Annotated in this window: 17 protein-coding genes; 10 read left to right on the top strand and 7 right to left on the bottom strand. The window is 64.9% G+C overall.

The window, feature by feature from the left end:
• Window positions 1–9: 9 nt before the first annotated feature.
• The 3 genes from QYH69_RS05365 to QYH69_RS05355 all read right to left on the bottom strand — a co-directional run bounded on the left by QYH69_RS05365 (window position 10) and on the right by QYH69_RS05355 (window position 2,550).
• Window positions 10–699: a hypothetical protein gene (locus QYH69_RS05365; protein ID WP_308830857.1), complete on the bottom strand. Its 690-nt coding sequence runs from the start codon at window positions 697–699 to the stop codon at window positions 10–12.
• Window positions 700–920: 221 nt separating this feature from the next.
• Complete coding sequence (locus QYH69_RS05360) at window positions 921–2,228, bottom strand: MFS transporter (RefSeq protein ID WP_308830856.1); 1,308 nt, start codon at window positions 2,226–2,228, stop codon at window positions 921–923.
• 28 nt (window positions 2,229–2,256) lie between these two features.
• Window positions 2,257–2,550, bottom strand: a complete 294-nt coding sequence (locus QYH69_RS05355) for a hypothetical protein (RefSeq protein WP_308831090.1) — start codon at window positions 2,548–2,550, stop codon at window positions 2,257–2,259.
• Between QYH69_RS05355 and QYH69_RS05350 the strand changes: the two genes are divergently transcribed.
• Genes QYH69_RS05350 through mdcH form a run of 8 tightly spaced genes read left to right on the top strand, consistent with a single transcriptional unit; the run spans window position 2,456 to window position 9,679 of the window.
• Window positions 2,456–3,292 (top strand): GntR family transcriptional regulator, encoded by an 837-nt coding sequence (locus tag QYH69_RS05350; protein WP_308830855.1) that lies wholly within the window; start codon window positions 2,456–2,458, stop codon window positions 3,290–3,292. The two genes, QYH69_RS05355 and QYH69_RS05350, sit on opposite strands and share 95 nt — an antisense overlap.
• A complete protein-coding gene (gene mdcA / locus QYH69_RS05345) occupies window positions 3,246–4,940 on the top strand; it encodes a malonate decarboxylase subunit alpha (RefSeq protein WP_308830854.1) in 1,695 nt (564 codons plus the stop codon). Before QYH69_RS05350 ends, mdcA begins: the two co-directional genes overlap by 47 nt.
• A 4-nt stretch (window positions 4,941–4,944) precedes the next feature.
• Window positions 4,945–5,922, top strand: coding sequence for a triphosphoribosyl-dephospho-CoA synthase (locus QYH69_RS05340; protein WP_308830853.1), 978 nt, complete (start codon window positions 4,945–4,947; stop codon window positions 5,920–5,922).
• The gene (locus QYH69_RS05335) at window positions 5,910–6,257 is read left to right on the top strand and encodes a malonate decarboxylase subunit delta (RefSeq protein WP_308830852.1); all 348 of its coding nucleotides are present in this window, start codon (window positions 5,910–5,912) and stop codon (window positions 6,255–6,257) included. The genes QYH69_RS05340 and QYH69_RS05335 overlap by 13 nt, the downstream gene beginning before the upstream one ends.
• The gene (locus QYH69_RS05330) at window positions 6,257–7,150 is read left to right on the top strand and encodes a biotin-independent malonate decarboxylase subunit beta (RefSeq protein ID WP_308830851.1); all 894 of its coding nucleotides are present in this window, start codon (window positions 6,257–6,259) and stop codon (window positions 7,148–7,150) included. The genes QYH69_RS05335 and QYH69_RS05330 overlap by 1 nt, the downstream gene beginning before the upstream one ends.
• Window positions 7,151–7,152: 2 nt before the next feature.
• Window positions 7,153–7,971 (top strand): biotin-independent malonate decarboxylase subunit gamma, encoded by an 819-nt coding sequence (gene mdcE / locus QYH69_RS05325; RefSeq protein ID WP_308830850.1) that lies wholly within the window; start codon window positions 7,153–7,155, stop codon window positions 7,969–7,971.
• Window positions 7,971–8,744 carry a malonate decarboxylase holo-ACP synthase gene (locus QYH69_RS05320; protein WP_308831072.1) on the top strand — a complete coding sequence of 258 codons (774 nt, stop codon included), beginning with the start codon at window positions 7,971–7,973 and terminating at the stop codon, window positions 8,742–8,744. The genes mdcE and QYH69_RS05320 overlap by 1 nt, the downstream gene beginning before the upstream one ends.
• On the top strand, window positions 8,741–9,679 hold the full coding sequence (gene mdcH / locus QYH69_RS05315; RefSeq protein ID WP_308830849.1) for a malonate decarboxylase subunit epsilon: 939 nt from the start codon (window positions 8,741–8,743) through the stop codon (window positions 9,677–9,679). Before QYH69_RS05320 ends, mdcH begins: the two co-directional genes overlap by 4 nt.
• A 199-nt stretch (window positions 9,680–9,878) precedes the next feature.
• On the opposite strand, the gene QYH69_RS05310 is transcribed toward mdcH, so the two are convergent.
• From QYH69_RS05310 to QYH69_RS05300, 3 genes are all read right to left on the bottom strand, one after another.
• Window positions 9,879–10,199, bottom strand: a complete 321-nt coding sequence (locus QYH69_RS05310; protein ID WP_308830848.1) for a type II toxin-antitoxin system PemK/MazF family toxin — start codon at window positions 10,197–10,199, stop codon at window positions 9,879–9,881.
• Entirely contained in the window at window positions 10,193–10,441 is a 249-nt protein-coding gene (locus tag QYH69_RS05305; RefSeq protein WP_308830847.1) for an AbrB/MazE/SpoVT family DNA-binding domain-containing protein, read from the bottom strand. The genes QYH69_RS05310 and QYH69_RS05305 overlap by 7 nt, the downstream gene beginning before the upstream one ends.
• A 199-nt stretch (window positions 10,442–10,640) precedes the next feature.
• Window positions 10,641–11,246, bottom strand: coding sequence for an alpha-ketoglutarate-dependent dioxygenase AlkB (locus QYH69_RS05300; protein WP_308830846.1), 606 nt, complete (start codon window positions 11,244–11,246; stop codon window positions 10,641–10,643).
• Window positions 11,247–11,508: 262 nt separating this feature from the next.
• Here QYH69_RS05300 and QYH69_RS05295 point away from each other — a divergent pair, with 262 nt between their 5' ends.
• Window positions 11,509–12,669: a metallophosphoesterase gene (locus tag QYH69_RS05295; RefSeq protein WP_308830845.1), complete on the top strand. Its 1,161-nt coding sequence runs from the start codon at window positions 11,509–11,511 to the stop codon at window positions 12,667–12,669.
• Window positions 12,670–12,779: 110 nt separating this feature from the next.
• Here the strand turns inward: QYH69_RS05295 and QYH69_RS05290 are convergent, their stop codons facing one another.
• A complete protein-coding gene (locus QYH69_RS05290; protein ID WP_308830844.1) occupies window positions 12,780–13,211 on the bottom strand; it encodes a hypothetical protein in 432 nt (143 codons plus the stop codon).
• A gap of 13 nt (window positions 13,212–13,224) precedes the next feature.
• Between QYH69_RS05290 and QYH69_RS05285 the strand changes: the two genes are divergently transcribed.
• Window positions 13,225–13,614, top strand: a 390-nt coding sequence (locus QYH69_RS05285; RefSeq protein WP_308830843.1) for a hypothetical protein, incomplete at its 3' end; no start/stop codon positions are given.

Here is a 13,614-nt window from a genome sequence, read left to right as displayed (position 1 = left end):
TAGCGTTCGTCAGAATCCCTTGAGCGCCGAGTTGGCGATCGAGGGCACGCTGATCCCATGGCTCGTCGCGAACTGCACGGCCTGCGAAAGCGTCGACGCGAGCGACTGCAACTGCCCGGGCGCGGACTGCGCGATATACGACGCGGCCTGCGCCGACTGCGGATTGAGGCCCGACTGCAGCAGCGACGTCGGGTTCATCTGCCCGACGCCGCCGAGGCTCGACTGCAGGCTCGAATACTGGCTCACGCCTTTGCCGAGCGATTCGAGTCCGCTCGAGAACGCCTGCTTGTCGATCGAGCCCGACGGCGACGCACCGCCGCCGTTCGCGAAGGCCTGCGTCAGTTGCTGCGACAGCGACTGCTGCGTGCTGCCGACCTGCGTCAACTGACTGACCGACGGCGTGCCGCCGCTCAACAGGCCGGCGGCCTGCTGCGCCTGCCCTGCGGCGCCCGACATGCCCATCGCCGAGGCGAGGCTCGACTGGCCCGCCAGCACCTGCTGGTTCGCACCCACGTAGTTCTGCAGCAATTGCGACACGCCGCCCGCCGACGCAGCGCCCGTTGCGGCGTTGCCGGACGAACTGTCGCCGCCGCCAATACCGAACTGCTTGAGATTGAGTTGCGCGTACGAGGCACTGCTTGCCAGTGCGGTTACGGCTGCGCTTGCGATTATCACCGCGGAAAGAATGCGTCGGTTCATGCTGCTCCTCCTCATCGGGTTGCTGCGCTCATCGAATGGCTGCGCGTTGCTCAGGTCGACTTCATTGTCGGCTTCGACACCGGGCGGCAGTGTGCGTTCGGCGAGCTTTTTTTGTGCCCGGCGAGCGCAAGACGAGAAAGTCGGAGAAGTAACCCCAGAAGCGCAAAGGCGCGCGGCTTGTCGCCGCGCGCCTTCGGCAAGATACCGGCCAGCAGTGCAGATTACTGCGGCAGCACTTTGCCTTTGGTCTCCGGCGCGAACGGAATGATGAAGAGACCGACGACGAATGCAATCGCCGTCAGCGCGACCGGAACACCGAGCGTATGCATATTGAGTACCGCCGCGCCGAGCAGGAAGTTCACGCCCGCGCCGACGAAACGGCCAATCGACGTGCAGAACGCGAATGCCGTCGCCCGTACGCGCGTTTCGAACTGCTCGGGCAGCCAGAGGCTAAATAACGCGAAGTTGCCGCCGAAAAAGCCGAGCACGAACAGAATCGCGATAAACGGCGCGAGCCCGTTCGGCAGATAGAACGCCCAGCCGAAGCTCAGCGCGATCGTCACCGCCATGCCCGCGAAATACACGGCGAGCGTCATCTTGCGGCCGATGCGCTCGGCCATAGGCGGCAGCACGAGGCAGCCGAGAATCGTGCCGATCGACAGCAGACCGGTCGCTTGCGAGGCCAGCTTCGTTGCGGCGATCTTGTCCATGCCGGAGCGCGTCGCGAGCTGGATGACCGCCGACGGCTCATAGACGGCGCCGGCCCACAAACCGATGATCGCGATCGTCAGCAACGCGCAGGCGACCCACGTGCGGCGCCGGTACGCAGGAGAGAAAATCTCGCGCATCGGTTTCGTTTGCGCCGCTTTCGACTCGGCCTTCTGCCACTTCTCCGATTCCTTCACGCGCGTGAGGATCAGGATCGCGATGACGACCGGCACCGCGCCCGTCAGGAACATCGCGCGCCAGCCGAAGTGCACGCCGATCGTGTAATTGAGCGCGGCGGCGAGAAAGAAGCCTGCGTAATAGCCGGTCTGCAGATAGCCGGCGCCCATCTTGCGGCGGTCCTCGGGCCACGCTTCGGCCACATACGTGCCCGCGAGCGCCCATTCGCCGCCGATGCCGACCCCCGCGATAAAGCGGTAGATGGCGAGTTCCCACACGTTATGCGCGGTGGCCGACAGACCCGTGAAGATCGCGAACGTAAAGATCGTGGCGGCCAGCACCTTCGTGCGGCCGAAGCGGTCCGCAATCGGCCCCCAGATGAACGACAGTCCCCAGCCGACGAGGAACAGCGCAAACAGGATCGAGCCGGCAAGGCCGACGTTTGCGGGCGTCGCGGCGTAACCCGAGCGCGGCAGCAGTTCGGTCAGCGCCGGCGTCAGAACCAGCGCGTAGATGAACGAGTCCATGCCGTCGAGCGTCCAGCCCGCCCATGCGCCCCAGAAGCCGGCGATCTGCGAGCGGTTGAGCGGCGTCTTGCGTGGACGCGCGGCAACGGCGCGGTCGGAATCGGTTACTGAATCCATCAGTCATGCTCCTCCAGATACTGCGGTTTCAATGTGCGAAATGCGTGCGGTTGAAATGCGCGGTGGTATTGCGCAAGCTGAAACGACAGTGCAGCACGCGCGCCAGGCCCCTTGGTTTTCTCCACCGGACGTTTTTTTCAAAAAGCCACGCCCGCCTTACTGCGGCGGGCGTTTCGCGGGTTTTTCCGGCTGGAAAACTTGCATTTTTGTATATAATATATGCCATCATGAACACCGCAACCAATGGTTTTCCCCTGGAGGACGCGACCGCCGCGCCATTCCTGCCCACCGCCGGCGCGCCCCGCTCGAGCGCATCGCGCATGATCGCGGACGCGTTGCGCGCTGCCATCGTCGAAGGCACGCTCGCGCCCGGCGCTCCGCTGCGGCAGGACGCGATCGCGCGTCACTTTTCGGTTAGTGCGATTCCGGTGCGCGAGGCGCTGCGCCAGCTCGAAAGCGAAGGCTGGGCAAAAGTCGAGGTGCACAAGGGCGCGACGGTCGCGCCGCTGTCCGCGAACGAAGCGCGCGAGATCTATGAGATTCGCTCCGCGCTCGAAAGCCTCGCGCTCGGCCTTGCCATTCCGCGGCACACGGCTGCATCGCTGCGCGAAGTGACCAGGTTGTGCAAAGCTGCGGAGCGTGAACCCGATCCGTCGCTCTACGTGGCGCGCAACGAGGCGTTTCATATGAGTCTTTATGCGCCCGCCGGGCGTCCGCAGCTCTGCGAGATGATTGCGAATCTGCACCGCCGCGGCGAACGCTATCTGCGGCTCAAGTTCGGTTTTCCCGAGTACAAGGGCGAATCGGATCACGAACACGTCGAATTGCTCGACGCGGTGCAGCGCCGCGATGTCGCGGCTGCGCAATCGCTTGTCGCCGCTCACCTGATCGGCACCGGGGAGCTGATCTACCGTTTTCTGACCGACCGCGCAAAGACCGAAGAAACGGCACACAAGCGCAAGCCGCGCGCGAAACGCGCGCGCGTTTCAACCTCTCCATCCGTGAGTACCCCTGCCGATGAACCAGCGACTCGAACCCAACCGTCTGATCGCGACGACGGCTAGCGCGAACGCGGCGCCCGCCCGCTCGTGGACCACACGGCGAGACGAGAAGGCCCGCCGTCTTGCGCAAATCGCCCCGTGGCTCGAAGACGGCGTGCTGCCCACCACGCGTATCGTCGATGCGTTGCAGGCCTTGATCCGCCCGGGCGACCGTGTCGTGCTCGAAGGCGACAACCAGAAGCAGGCGGACTTCCTGTCGCGCTCGTTCGCGAAGATCGATCCCGCCGAAGTGCACGACGTGCATCTGCTGATCTCGAGCATCAGCCGGCCCGAGCATCTGACGCTGTTTGAAAAGGGCATTGCGCATAAGGTCGATTTCGCGTTCGCGGGACCGCAAAGCCTGCGCGTGGCGCAATTGCTCGAAGACGGCAAGCTCGAAATCGGTGCGATTCATACGTATGTCGAGCTGTATGCACGGATGTTCGTCGACCTGTCGCCGCAGGTCGCGCTGCTGTGCGCCGAGCAGGCCGACCGGCACGGCAATCTGTACACCGGCGCGAATACCGAAGACACGCCGACCATTGCCGAAGCCGCCGCGTTCCGGCATGGCATCGTGATCGTGCAGGTCAACGAGATCGTCGACAAACTGCCGCGCGTCGATATCCCGGCTTCATGGGTCGACGTCGTCGTGCAAGCGGACCGGCCGTTCGCGGTCGAGCCGCTTTTCACGCGCGATCCGCGCCATATCGGCGACCTGCAGGTGCTCACCGCGATGATGGTGATTCGCGGCATCTACGAGCCGTACAACGTGACGTCGCTGAATCACGGCATCGGCTTCGATACCGCGGCGATCGAACTGCTGCTGCCCACGTACGGCGAATCGCTCGGCCTGCGCGGCAAGATCTGCCGCCACTGGACGCTCAATCCGCACCCGACGATGATTCCGGCGATCGAATCGGGCTGGGTCGACAGCGTGCACTGCTTCGGCAGCGAAGTCGGCATGGAAGCGTATATCGAAGCGCGGCCCGATGTGTTCTTCACCGGCAGCGACGGCACACTGCGCTCGAACCGCGTGTTGTGCCAGTTGGCCGGGCAATATGCGGTCGACCTCTTTATCGGCTCGACGCTGCAGATCGACGCCGACGCGAATTCGTCGACCGTCACGCGCGGACGTCTGGCCGGTTTCGGCGGCGCGCCGAACATGGGTCACGATCCGCGCGGCCGGCGTCATGCGAGCGATGCGTGGCTCAAGCTGCTCAAGGGCGATGCGCCGGTTGCGCGCGGCCAGAAGCTCGTCGTGCAAACGGCCGAGACGTACAAGAAAGGCGGCGAGCCGACTTTCGTCGACGAGCTCGACGCGATCGCCGTCGGCAAGAAGAGCGGCATGCCGATCGCGCCCGTGATGATTTACGGCGACGACGTGAGCCATGTCGTCACCGAAGAAGGCATTGCGCATCTGCACAAGGCCGAGGGCATCGACGAACGGCGTGCGGCCATTGCCGCGGTGGCCGGCGTCACGCCGATCGGCTTGCGCGCGAAGCCCGAGAAAACCGCCGAGTTGCGCCGGCGCGGCATCGTGGCTTATCCCGAAGATCTCGGCATCCGGCGCGGCGATGCGAAACGCTCGCTGCTTGCGGCGCGCAGCATCGACGATCTCGTCACGTGGTCGGGCGGCCTGTACGCGCCGCCGGCACGCTTCAGAAGCTGGTGACGCGATGACTGCGACTGCGGCGCTAAGAGCGGCGGTAGCGGGCGCTTCGACTACCTGCGGGAAGCGCGGCGGCGGCGCGTGCGCCGCGGCGCACTGCGTGCTGTCCGATGCGCAACTGGCGCGGCTGGCCGTCGAATCGCTGATCGAGGAAGCGGAGCTGACGCCGAAGCCGGCGCTCGTCGACGGGCGCGGCAGCGGCGCGCATCGCGATCTCGATCTGCCGACGATGCGCCGTTCGGCGCGTGCGCTCGAAGCAACCTTCGAAGCGCTCGCGCGCGCTTCGCGGCAACGCACGCCATCGGCGACGCTGCGTGCCGAGCTCGCGCAGATCGGCCGCAGCGGCGAACAGGCGATGATGCGCGCGACGGGCGGCAGCAACGCGCATCGCGGCGCGATCTGGATTATCGGATTGATGATTGCGGGCGCGGCGATCAGCGGCGCGGCGGCGCGGACCGTTGCGCGCGCCGCCGGTGCGGCGTCCGGCGCCGCCGAAGTCTGCTCGCTCGGCGCGCAGATTGCCTGCTTCCCCGATCGCTTTACCGCGCCCGCCGACAGCAACGGCGAACGCGTGCGCGAGCGCTATCAGGTCGGCGGTGCGCGCCGCGAAGCACAGGACGGCTTTCCGCATGCGCTCGAAGTCGGTTTGCCGGCGCTCTTCCGTGCACGCGCACAGGGCATCGACGAGACATCGGCGCGCGTCGACGCGCTGCTCGCCATCATGGCCTCGCTCGACGACACCTGCCTGTTGCATCGCGCCGGCCTGACCGGCCTGCGCGCAGGCCAGCAAGGCGCCCGCCGCGTGCTGGCGGCGGGCGGCAGTTCGACTGCCGGCGGGCGCGTCGCGCTCGCCGCACTCGATCGCGCGCTCGTCGCGCTGAACGCCTCTCCGGGTGGCGCGGCCGATCTGCTCGCCGCGACACTCTTTCTCGACAAACTGTCTCGTCAAGACTTCACCGGGAGTACAGCCTCATGGAACACCTGACGTTCGAGTATCCGGCGCAACGCGCCCTCAAGGCCCGCGCGCATGTCGGCGTGGTCGGGTCCGGCGACCTCGAAGTATTGCTGTCGCCCGCCGCCTCGATGACGGCGACCGTCGACGTGCGCACTAGCGTCGACGGGTATAGCCATATCTGGAAGAGCGTGCTCGATCGCTTCTTCCAGCGCTACGACGGCGCGGCGCATATCGAGATCAACGATTTCGGCGCGACGCCCGGCGTGGTTGCGTTGAGGCTGGCGGAAGCGATCGAAGCAATCGATGCCGACGCGGCGAATGGCGGCGCCCAAGGTAGTACTTCGGGTGCCCGGGGAGGTGCGTGATGAGTACTGCCGCGCTTCAGGCTGCGCCGGTCCTTGCGGACAGCTTCATCGAATTGCCCGCGCGCGAACGCGCGCGCGCCCTGCTCGACCCCGGCACGTTCCGCGAGCTGCTCGGTCCGTTCGACCGCATCGAATCGCCGTGGCTGCCGCTGCAAGGCATCGTCTGCCAGGCCGATGATGGCGCCGTGATCGCGCGCGGCACGATCGACGGCGAGCCCGCCGTGGTTGCCGCGCTCGAATCGGCGTTTCAGGGCGGCAGCATCGGCGAGGTCTCGGGCAGCAAACTCGCCGCCGCGCTCGAACTCGCGCTGCGCGACTGCGAACGCGGCCGGATCGTGCGCCCGGTCGTGCTGTTCGAAACGGGCGGTGTGCGGCTGCAGGAAGCCAATCTCGGGCTCGCGGTGATCGCCGAGATGCAGGCCGCGATCGTCGCCCTGCGCCGGTACGTGCCGGTGGTCGGCGTGATCGCGGGCATGGTCGGCTGCTTCGGCGGCATGTCGCTGGCCGCGGCGCTGTGCTCGCACCTCGTCGTCACGAAACAGGGGCGGCTCGGCATGAACGGACCCGAAGTGATCGAGCAGGAAGCGGGTATCGAAGAGCTCGATTCGAGCGACAAACGCCGCATCTGGCAACTGATCGGCGGCGAGCAGCGCGCGGCGACGGGGCTCGCGGACAGCCTCGTCGAAGACGATGTCGTCGCGGTGCGCAGCGCCGTGCTGGACGCCTTTGCACGCGGCCTGCCCGCCGCACATCGCAGCGAGCAGGTCGACACGTACCTCGCGCGGCTCGCCGCGATCGATCCGCAAACGGTGACGCCCGAAACGATGCGCGCAGTGTTTGACGCCGAAGCATCTCATCAAGCCCATGCGTCGACTGCGACGCGCAAGGAGTGACCGTGACCGATACCCAACTGACACGCGGCGCGCGCTGGTTCCACGCGCTGGCCGGCGAACCGGCGACGAAAGCACCGGTCTGGAGCGCCGACGCACCGCTCGGCGACGAGCTCGCACGTTTTGTCTCGGTCGTGCCGGATCCCGACAACCGCTTTCCGCGCGCCGTCGACAACGTGGTCGGCCTCGAACAGGGGTGGCTGCTCGCCCGTGCGGTGCGCGATGCGATTGCGCAAGACGCGAATACCGCGAAAAAGCGGCCGATTGTCGCGATCGTCGATGTGAAAAGCCAGGCGTATGGCTATCGTGAAGAGATGCTCGGCGTGCATCTCGCGTGCGCGGCCGGCGTCGATGCTTATGCGACGGCGCGCGACGCGGGACATCCGGTGATCGCGCTGATCGTCGGGCCGGCGATGTCGGGCGCGTTTCTCGCGCACGGCTATCAGGCGAACCGGATTCTCGCGCTCGATGCGCCGGGCACGCTCGTCCACGCGATGGGCAAGGAAGCCGCGGCGCGCGTGACGCGCCGTACCGTCGATGAGCTCGACAAGCTTGGCGAAACGATCGTGCCGATGTCGTATTCGATCGCGTCGTTTGCCAGGCTGGGGCTGCTCGATACGCTGATCGGCGACATTGATGCGGATGCGCCGAGCGGCGCGCATATCGAACGCGTGCGCGGCATTCTTGCGGATTCGATACGCGACGCACGTGCGGACAAGACGCGCGGGTTGTCGCATCGTCTCGAGTCGGCGGCCGCGCATAAGACGCGCGCCGCGTCGATTGAAGTGCGGCGGCGGCTTGCTGCGCAGTGGGATGCGGCGTGATGATGGTGGTTGCGCTGCCGCCCGGCGATGGCCGCAACTGCGGTCATGCGCGTTGGCGGCCGCACGACATATTGCGGCTGCACCGCGTCCCGCTGCGTGATGGCGAGCCTGGTTGGGCTCGCGAGGCGTTGCTGCGGGCGCCGTTCGCAGTCGTGCGACGCGCGCCGTCGGCGCCGGGTTCCGTCGCGGTCGGCATACGCGGCGCGAGCCGGGCGCAACGGTACGGTACGTGGGTCGAAGACGGCGATGTCGAGTTTGCAGTGCCGCCGGAAGCACTCGTCACGCAAGAACCCGTGCGGGGGCGCGAACTGCTGCCCGCATTTTTCATGCTAGCCGAACTCCGTCGTGCGCCTCGCTCGCTTGGACAGTATGTCTGGGGCCCGGCCGGCAGCGCCGGCTTCGAGCTCGCGACCGGCCTGCCCACGGTCAATGGATCAAGCGATCTCGATCTGCTTGTTCGCGCGCCTGAACCACTCGCCCGCGCCGCAGCCGGACAGTTGCTCGCCGAACTGCTCGCGCTCGCGCAGCGGCTCGGCGTGCGGGTGGATGCGCAGCTCGACACGCCGGCCGGCGGTGTCGCACTGGCCGAGCTTGCTGCGGGAAAAACGTCTGTGATGGTGCGCGCGAATGGTGGCGCGTCGCTGGTGAACGATCCGTGGACCGCGGTAATCGGCGCCGCAACGGCAGGCTCGTCGTCGGCAAGCAAGACATCGAGATCGCAGCAGCTTTCCATTTTTCCATCGACATGCGATGACGGGGCCGCGATACGATGACGCTCGCCCTCCTCTTTCCCGGACAAGGTGCGCAGACCGAAGGCTTTCTGCATCAGCTTCCCGTCCACCCCGCGAGCGACGCGACCCTCGCCGAAGCGTCCGATGTACTCGGCTTCGATGTGTTGACGCTAGATAATCACGCCGCCCTTCAATCGACCGTTGCCGTGCAAATCGGTATGGTCGTGGCCGGAGTGGCGATCACGCGTGCGCTAGCTGTGGAACGGTTGACAGCCGACTTCAGCGCAGGGCTGTCGGTCGGCGCCTATGCCGCGGCCGTCTGTTGCGGCGCACTCGAATTCGCCGATGCGGTACGTCTCGTTCGCAAGCGCGCCGAACTGATGGAAAGCGCCTACCCGGCCGGTTATGGACTCGCGGCCATCGCGGGACTGACCGAGCATGAGATCGAGACGCTCGCTGCACAAGTCACGCGTAATGGGCAGCCGCGCGTGTTCGTCGGCAATGTGAACGCTCCGCGGCAAATCGTCGTTGCGGGCGCGAACGACGCGCTCGACGCGTTCATCGATACCGCGCTTGCCGCCGGCGCGCGCAAGGCGACGCGACTGGCGGTCAGCGTGCCGTCGCATTGCGAACTGCTCGGCGCCGCCGCCGACGAACTTGCCGACTACGCACGCAATGTCCCGTTCCATGCACCGCAAAGCGTCTATATCGGCAATCGCGGTGGACGACCGTTGCATACCGCCGATGCGATTCGCGACGACCTCGTGACCAACATGCGCCATACCGTCCGGTGGTTCGATGCGCTGACGGCGATGATCGAAATGGGCGCACGCGTTTTACTCGAAGCGCCGCCGGGCCAGGTATTGACCGACATCGCGCGCGAACACTTTCCTGATACGGTGGCGCTTCCTGCGAGCACGCTCGCGTTCGATCGACTGGTGGCGACGGTCAGGCGCCGCATCGACGCCGGCGGCTAGCGGGATTCCAAGTATGCGGTGCCTGCTCGTGTTGCGGCGTTTACGTTGGTCGCGCTCGTGTCGCTGAAGGTGCGGGTTGAAGGTGCGAGCTCAATTCAAGACGGTGAATCACGAGGCCTGAATGCGCATCGGTGATGCAATGAATCTGGCCCGGCGGCCTTCGACGCCGCCGTCGTCGCGCCCGCGGCGTTTGACGTCGCTAGTCGACAAACATTTCCTGCAACCCCGATAGCGTTGACGCGAGCGCCTGATCGGAAATGGCCCCCGCTTTCCTGATCAATCGATCTTTATCGACAGTGCGAATCTGATCGAGCAGAATCACCCCACGTTTGCGTGCAAACGTGAGGCCGACGCGGAACGGCGCCGGCTTGCTGCCGGTGGTCATCGGCGCGACGATGATCGTGTTCAGGTGTTCATTCAATTCCGGCGGCGACACGACCACGCAGGGCCGCATCTTCTGAATCTCGCTGCCGACGGTCGGATCCAGCGCAACTAGCCAGACCTCGCCGCGCTCTACCATATGAACCCCTCGTCGCCCGCATTCGGAAACTCGCCCATCACGAGATGACCGCCGCGGCCCGCGGCAACGGATCGACTTGCTTCGGCCCAGCCCTCGCGCGCCTTTTTCTGCGGCCGACGCAGCACGAGCGCGTTCCCTTCCACTTGCATGTCCACTTCGTCCTCCAGTCCCAGCTGGGCCAAAATTGGTTTCGGAATGAGCACACCATGCGAGTTACCCATCTTGCGGATCGTCGTTTTCATGGCCTTGCCTCGACTGAAAAATGTTAAGTGAGCCGGAGTAAAGAGTAAGCACAAAGTTATTACAGCATGGCATGTCCAAACGACATAGGGCGAATCTCATGGTGTCGCATGGTCGCCGACGACGGCGTCCTATTAATTGCTGCGCATCTTTATGCGCATAAATTTTATATCTTGAACATGTTATAGACACCCGAGATCCTCAACGGCCAGCCGACGCGCCGCGCGGCATCACATACCGAAACGTCAGATTAATCCGCTCGCCCTGAATCCGCGGCTCCTTCGGGATTCGATGCCGCCACTCCGCCTGCGTGCGGCCGCGCATCACGAGCAGGCTGCCGCTATTCAACCCGAACGACTGCACCGCGCCAGTCCGGTTGTGGCGCAGGTCGAACCTGCGCGTGGCGCCAAGGCTCACCGATGCAATCACCGGCTCGTCACCAAGTTCGGGTTCCCGATCCGCATGCCAGCCCATGCTGTCCGTGCCGGTCCGGTAACGATTCAGCAAGACGCTGTTGAAGCGCGCGCCGCAAGCGGTTTCAACCGCGGTTTTCAGTTCGCCGACCGCTGCAGTCCACGCGTCCGGCACGTTGCGGATGCCTGAATAAACGTAGACGGCGTCGGGCTCGCCCTGCCACGCGGTCAGGCGCGGCAGCGGCACGCGGCCTGCGGGTGTGCCCATCGTGTCCTGCCGCCACGCGACTTCATCGATGATGCGCTCGAGCATCGAGGTGGCCGTTGCCGGCGCGAGCCAATCGGGAAACCACGCCACATCGGGTGCAGGCAGATCGTCGAACAGGTCGTGCATATCAAAAGCCGCGAACGCGGCGCCGATAATATCGAGATAGACGTAAGTATGAACCCTCGTCCGCCACGGCAGTCGCCGGACGGATCGGTACGCGGGACCATCGCGATACCGTTCCCGGCAAAGCCGTCGAGCACTGTCTTTTACGCCTCCAACCTCTCGTCAAATCTGCCGGTAGAATGACTGGCCGGCGTTCCCATCTATGACGTTGCTTCGCGACAGACCCTGTCGTTTCTGGCACCGACGCGTCACGCTACCCTTTACCATGCGCCTATCATCGTTCTTCGTTCGCCTTGTCTCTATCGGTGTTCTGTTTCACCTCTACGTAGGTTTCCGGATCATTCCGGACCTGCCGATCGGTTCGATCGGGCGAGCACTTTGTGTGCTTTGGCTCGTACTGTCATGTCTACTGATTCCGGCCGGCATGCTGGCGCGGCGTTTCGAACAGCAGTCGGTCGGCGACCGCTTCGCGTGGGTCGGCCTGCTGGCGATGGGCTTTTTCTCGTCGCTGCTCGTGCTCACATTCGCACGCGACATCGTCCTTGCGTCGCTATTGACGGTAGATGCACTGTGGCCCAACACGGTGTCGATTGCACACTGGCGGCAGAATAGCGCGGCCGCAGTGCCGATTCTTGCGCTGATCTCCACGGCTATCGGCTTCATCAACGCGCGGCGTCGCGCGCGCGTCGTGACGATCGAAGTGCCGATCGACGATTTGCCGCGCGCGCTCGAAGGCTTCACCATCGTGCAGATCAGCGATATTCACGTCGGACCGACCATCAAGCACAACTATGTCGATGCGATCGTCGACGCGGTAAACCGGCTCGAACCAGACCTGATCGCCGTAACCGGCGATGTGGTCGACGGCTCCGTCGCACAGTTGTCGGCTCATACACAGCCGTTGTCGAAACTCACCGCGCGCCATGGCGCGTATCTCGTCACGGGCAACCACGAATACTATTCGGGCGCCGATGCGTGGATTGCGGAATTCAAACGGCTCGGGTTGCGCGTGCTGCTCAACGAGCACGTGGTGCTGAACCACGACGGTGCGCAAGCGGTGATCGCGGGTGTAACCGACTACTCGGCGGGGCACTACGACCCTGCGCATAACAGCGATCCGGCGGCCGCGCTGCGAGGCGCCCCCGGCGACGTGCTGATCAGGGTGCTGCTCGCGCACCAACCGCGCACAGCGGAGGCGGCGGCCGATGCGGGATTCACGCTGCAACTGTCGGGCCATACTCATGGCGGACAGTTCTTCCCATGGAACTTCTTCGTCCGCTTGCAGCAGCCGTTTACGGCAGGACTGGCTCGGCTGAATGGCTTGTGGGTCTATACGAGCCGCGGCACCGGCTATTGGGGGCCGCCGAAACGACTGGGCGCCCCGTCCGAAATTACGCGGCTCAAGCTGGTAAGCGCGGGCCTTTAAGAAGCGCGCCGGCGGTCACGATAGAACCGCTGCCACGCCGCCTATGTCGACTTCGACCCGCTGACTTCGACCCGCTGCTCGGGCGATGACGTCGCCCAGGCGAGGTCGATCTATTGAGCCGCCGATACCGACACATTCGCGGTCGGGGCGTAGACGACTTCCACATGCGTACCCGCTGGCAGATGCGCGACCTGCGCCGCGTTGCTCGCCTGAATGTGAAACACTGCGCCTTTAGGTCCGCGCAGCGCGAGCACACCCGTTTTCTGATCGACCGACACGATTTCCGCCGCGACGTTGCTATGTGCCATCGGATCGGCGTTTGCCGCGCCTTGGCCAGTCATATTCGCCGACGGGTGGGACGCCGGCGTGATGACCGCATCACGAACCATCCGCACACGCACCTTGTCCCCTGCCTTGAGCTCTGCGAGCTTCGTTGTATCGGGGTTGACGTTGAAAGTTGCCTGACCGCTCGCTGCATCTTTGACAGTGACGGTATGTGCGACGCGATCCACCGCCTGCACGGTCCCTTCGGCCTGAAGCACACTGACTCCCGCGATGGCTGCGCTCGACGCAGCCGATGCGGCAGGCTGTGCCGCCTGTGGGCTTAACGGTGCCAAAGCGATGATGGCTCCGGCGATTGCTGCAGCGATGATTGGCTTCTGGTTCATGCGATCCTCAGTTGTTGATCAACAGCGACTCGCACAGCAGTTTGTTTTTCGAGATGAATCCTGTCAACGTTTGGAATCCGAATTAACCTGGGAAATATCAAACGGTCGATCGCAGATGCAGAGTAGCCGACACGCGGGGCTTGATGACGAGTGTTCGAGAGCTGACGCTTCGCTGAATTTTAGCCGGGCTGTAAACGCAGCAACCCCGCCTGTGCGGGCGGGGTTGATGTTTTCAGCTGAGGGGGAGCCTGACGATTACCTACTTTCACACGGGCAA

Source organism: Paraburkholderia sp. SARCC-3016 (assembly GCF_031119615.1).
Lineage (GTDB): Bacteria > Pseudomonadota > Gammaproteobacteria > Burkholderiales > Burkholderiaceae > Paraburkholderia.
Note: the sequence above shows the minus strand (reverse complement) of the source record. Positions and strands in the feature narration are given on the sequence as shown.

Coding starts and splice junctions, on each gene's coding strand:
- QYH69_RS05365 (WP_308830857.1), bottom strand. CDS start 699: ATGAACCGACGCATTCTTTCCGCGGTGATAATCGCAAGCGCAGCCGTA.
- QYH69_RS05360 (WP_308830856.1), bottom strand. CDS start 2,228: ATGGATTCAGTAACCGATTCCGACCGCGCCGTTGCCGCGCGTCCACGC.
- QYH69_RS05350 (WP_308830855.1), top strand. CDS start 2,456: ATGAACACCGCAACCAATGGTTTTCCCCTGGAGGACGCGACCGCCGCG.
- QYH69_RS05355 (WP_308831090.1), bottom strand. CDS start 2,550: ATGCGCGATGCGCTCGAGCGGGGCGCGCCGGCGGTGGGCAGGAATGGC.
- mdcA (WP_308830854.1), top strand. CDS start 3,246: ATGAACCAGCGACTCGAACCCAACCGTCTGATCGCGACGACGGCTAGC.
- QYH69_RS05340 (WP_308830853.1), top strand. CDS start 4,945: ATGACTGCGACTGCGGCGCTAAGAGCGGCGGTAGCGGGCGCTTCGACT.
- QYH69_RS05335 (WP_308830852.1), top strand. CDS start 5,910: ATGGAACACCTGACGTTCGAGTATCCGGCGCAACGCGCCCTCAAGGCC.
- QYH69_RS05330 (WP_308830851.1), top strand. CDS start 6,257: ATGAGTACTGCCGCGCTTCAGGCTGCGCCGGTCCTTGCGGACAGCTTC.
- QYH69_RS05320 (WP_308831072.1), top strand. CDS start 7,971: ATGATGGTGGTTGCGCTGCCGCCCGGCGATGGCCGCAACTGCGGTCAT.
- mdcH (WP_308830849.1), top strand. CDS start 8,741: ATGACGCTCGCCCTCCTCTTTCCCGGACAAGGTGCGCAGACCGAAGGC.
- QYH69_RS05310 (WP_308830848.1), bottom strand. CDS start 10,199: ATGGTAGAGCGCGGCGAGGTCTGGCTAGTTGCGCTGGATCCGACCGTC.
- QYH69_RS05305 (WP_308830847.1), bottom strand. CDS start 10,441: ATGAAAACGACGATCCGCAAGATGGGTAACTCGCATGGTGTGCTCATT.
- QYH69_RS05300 (WP_308830846.1), bottom strand. CDS start 11,246: ATGCACGACCTGTTCGACGATCTGCCTGCACCCGATGTGGCGTGGTTT.
- QYH69_RS05295 (WP_308830845.1), top strand. CDS start 11,509: ATGCGCCTATCATCGTTCTTCGTTCGCCTTGTCTCTATCGGTGTTCTG.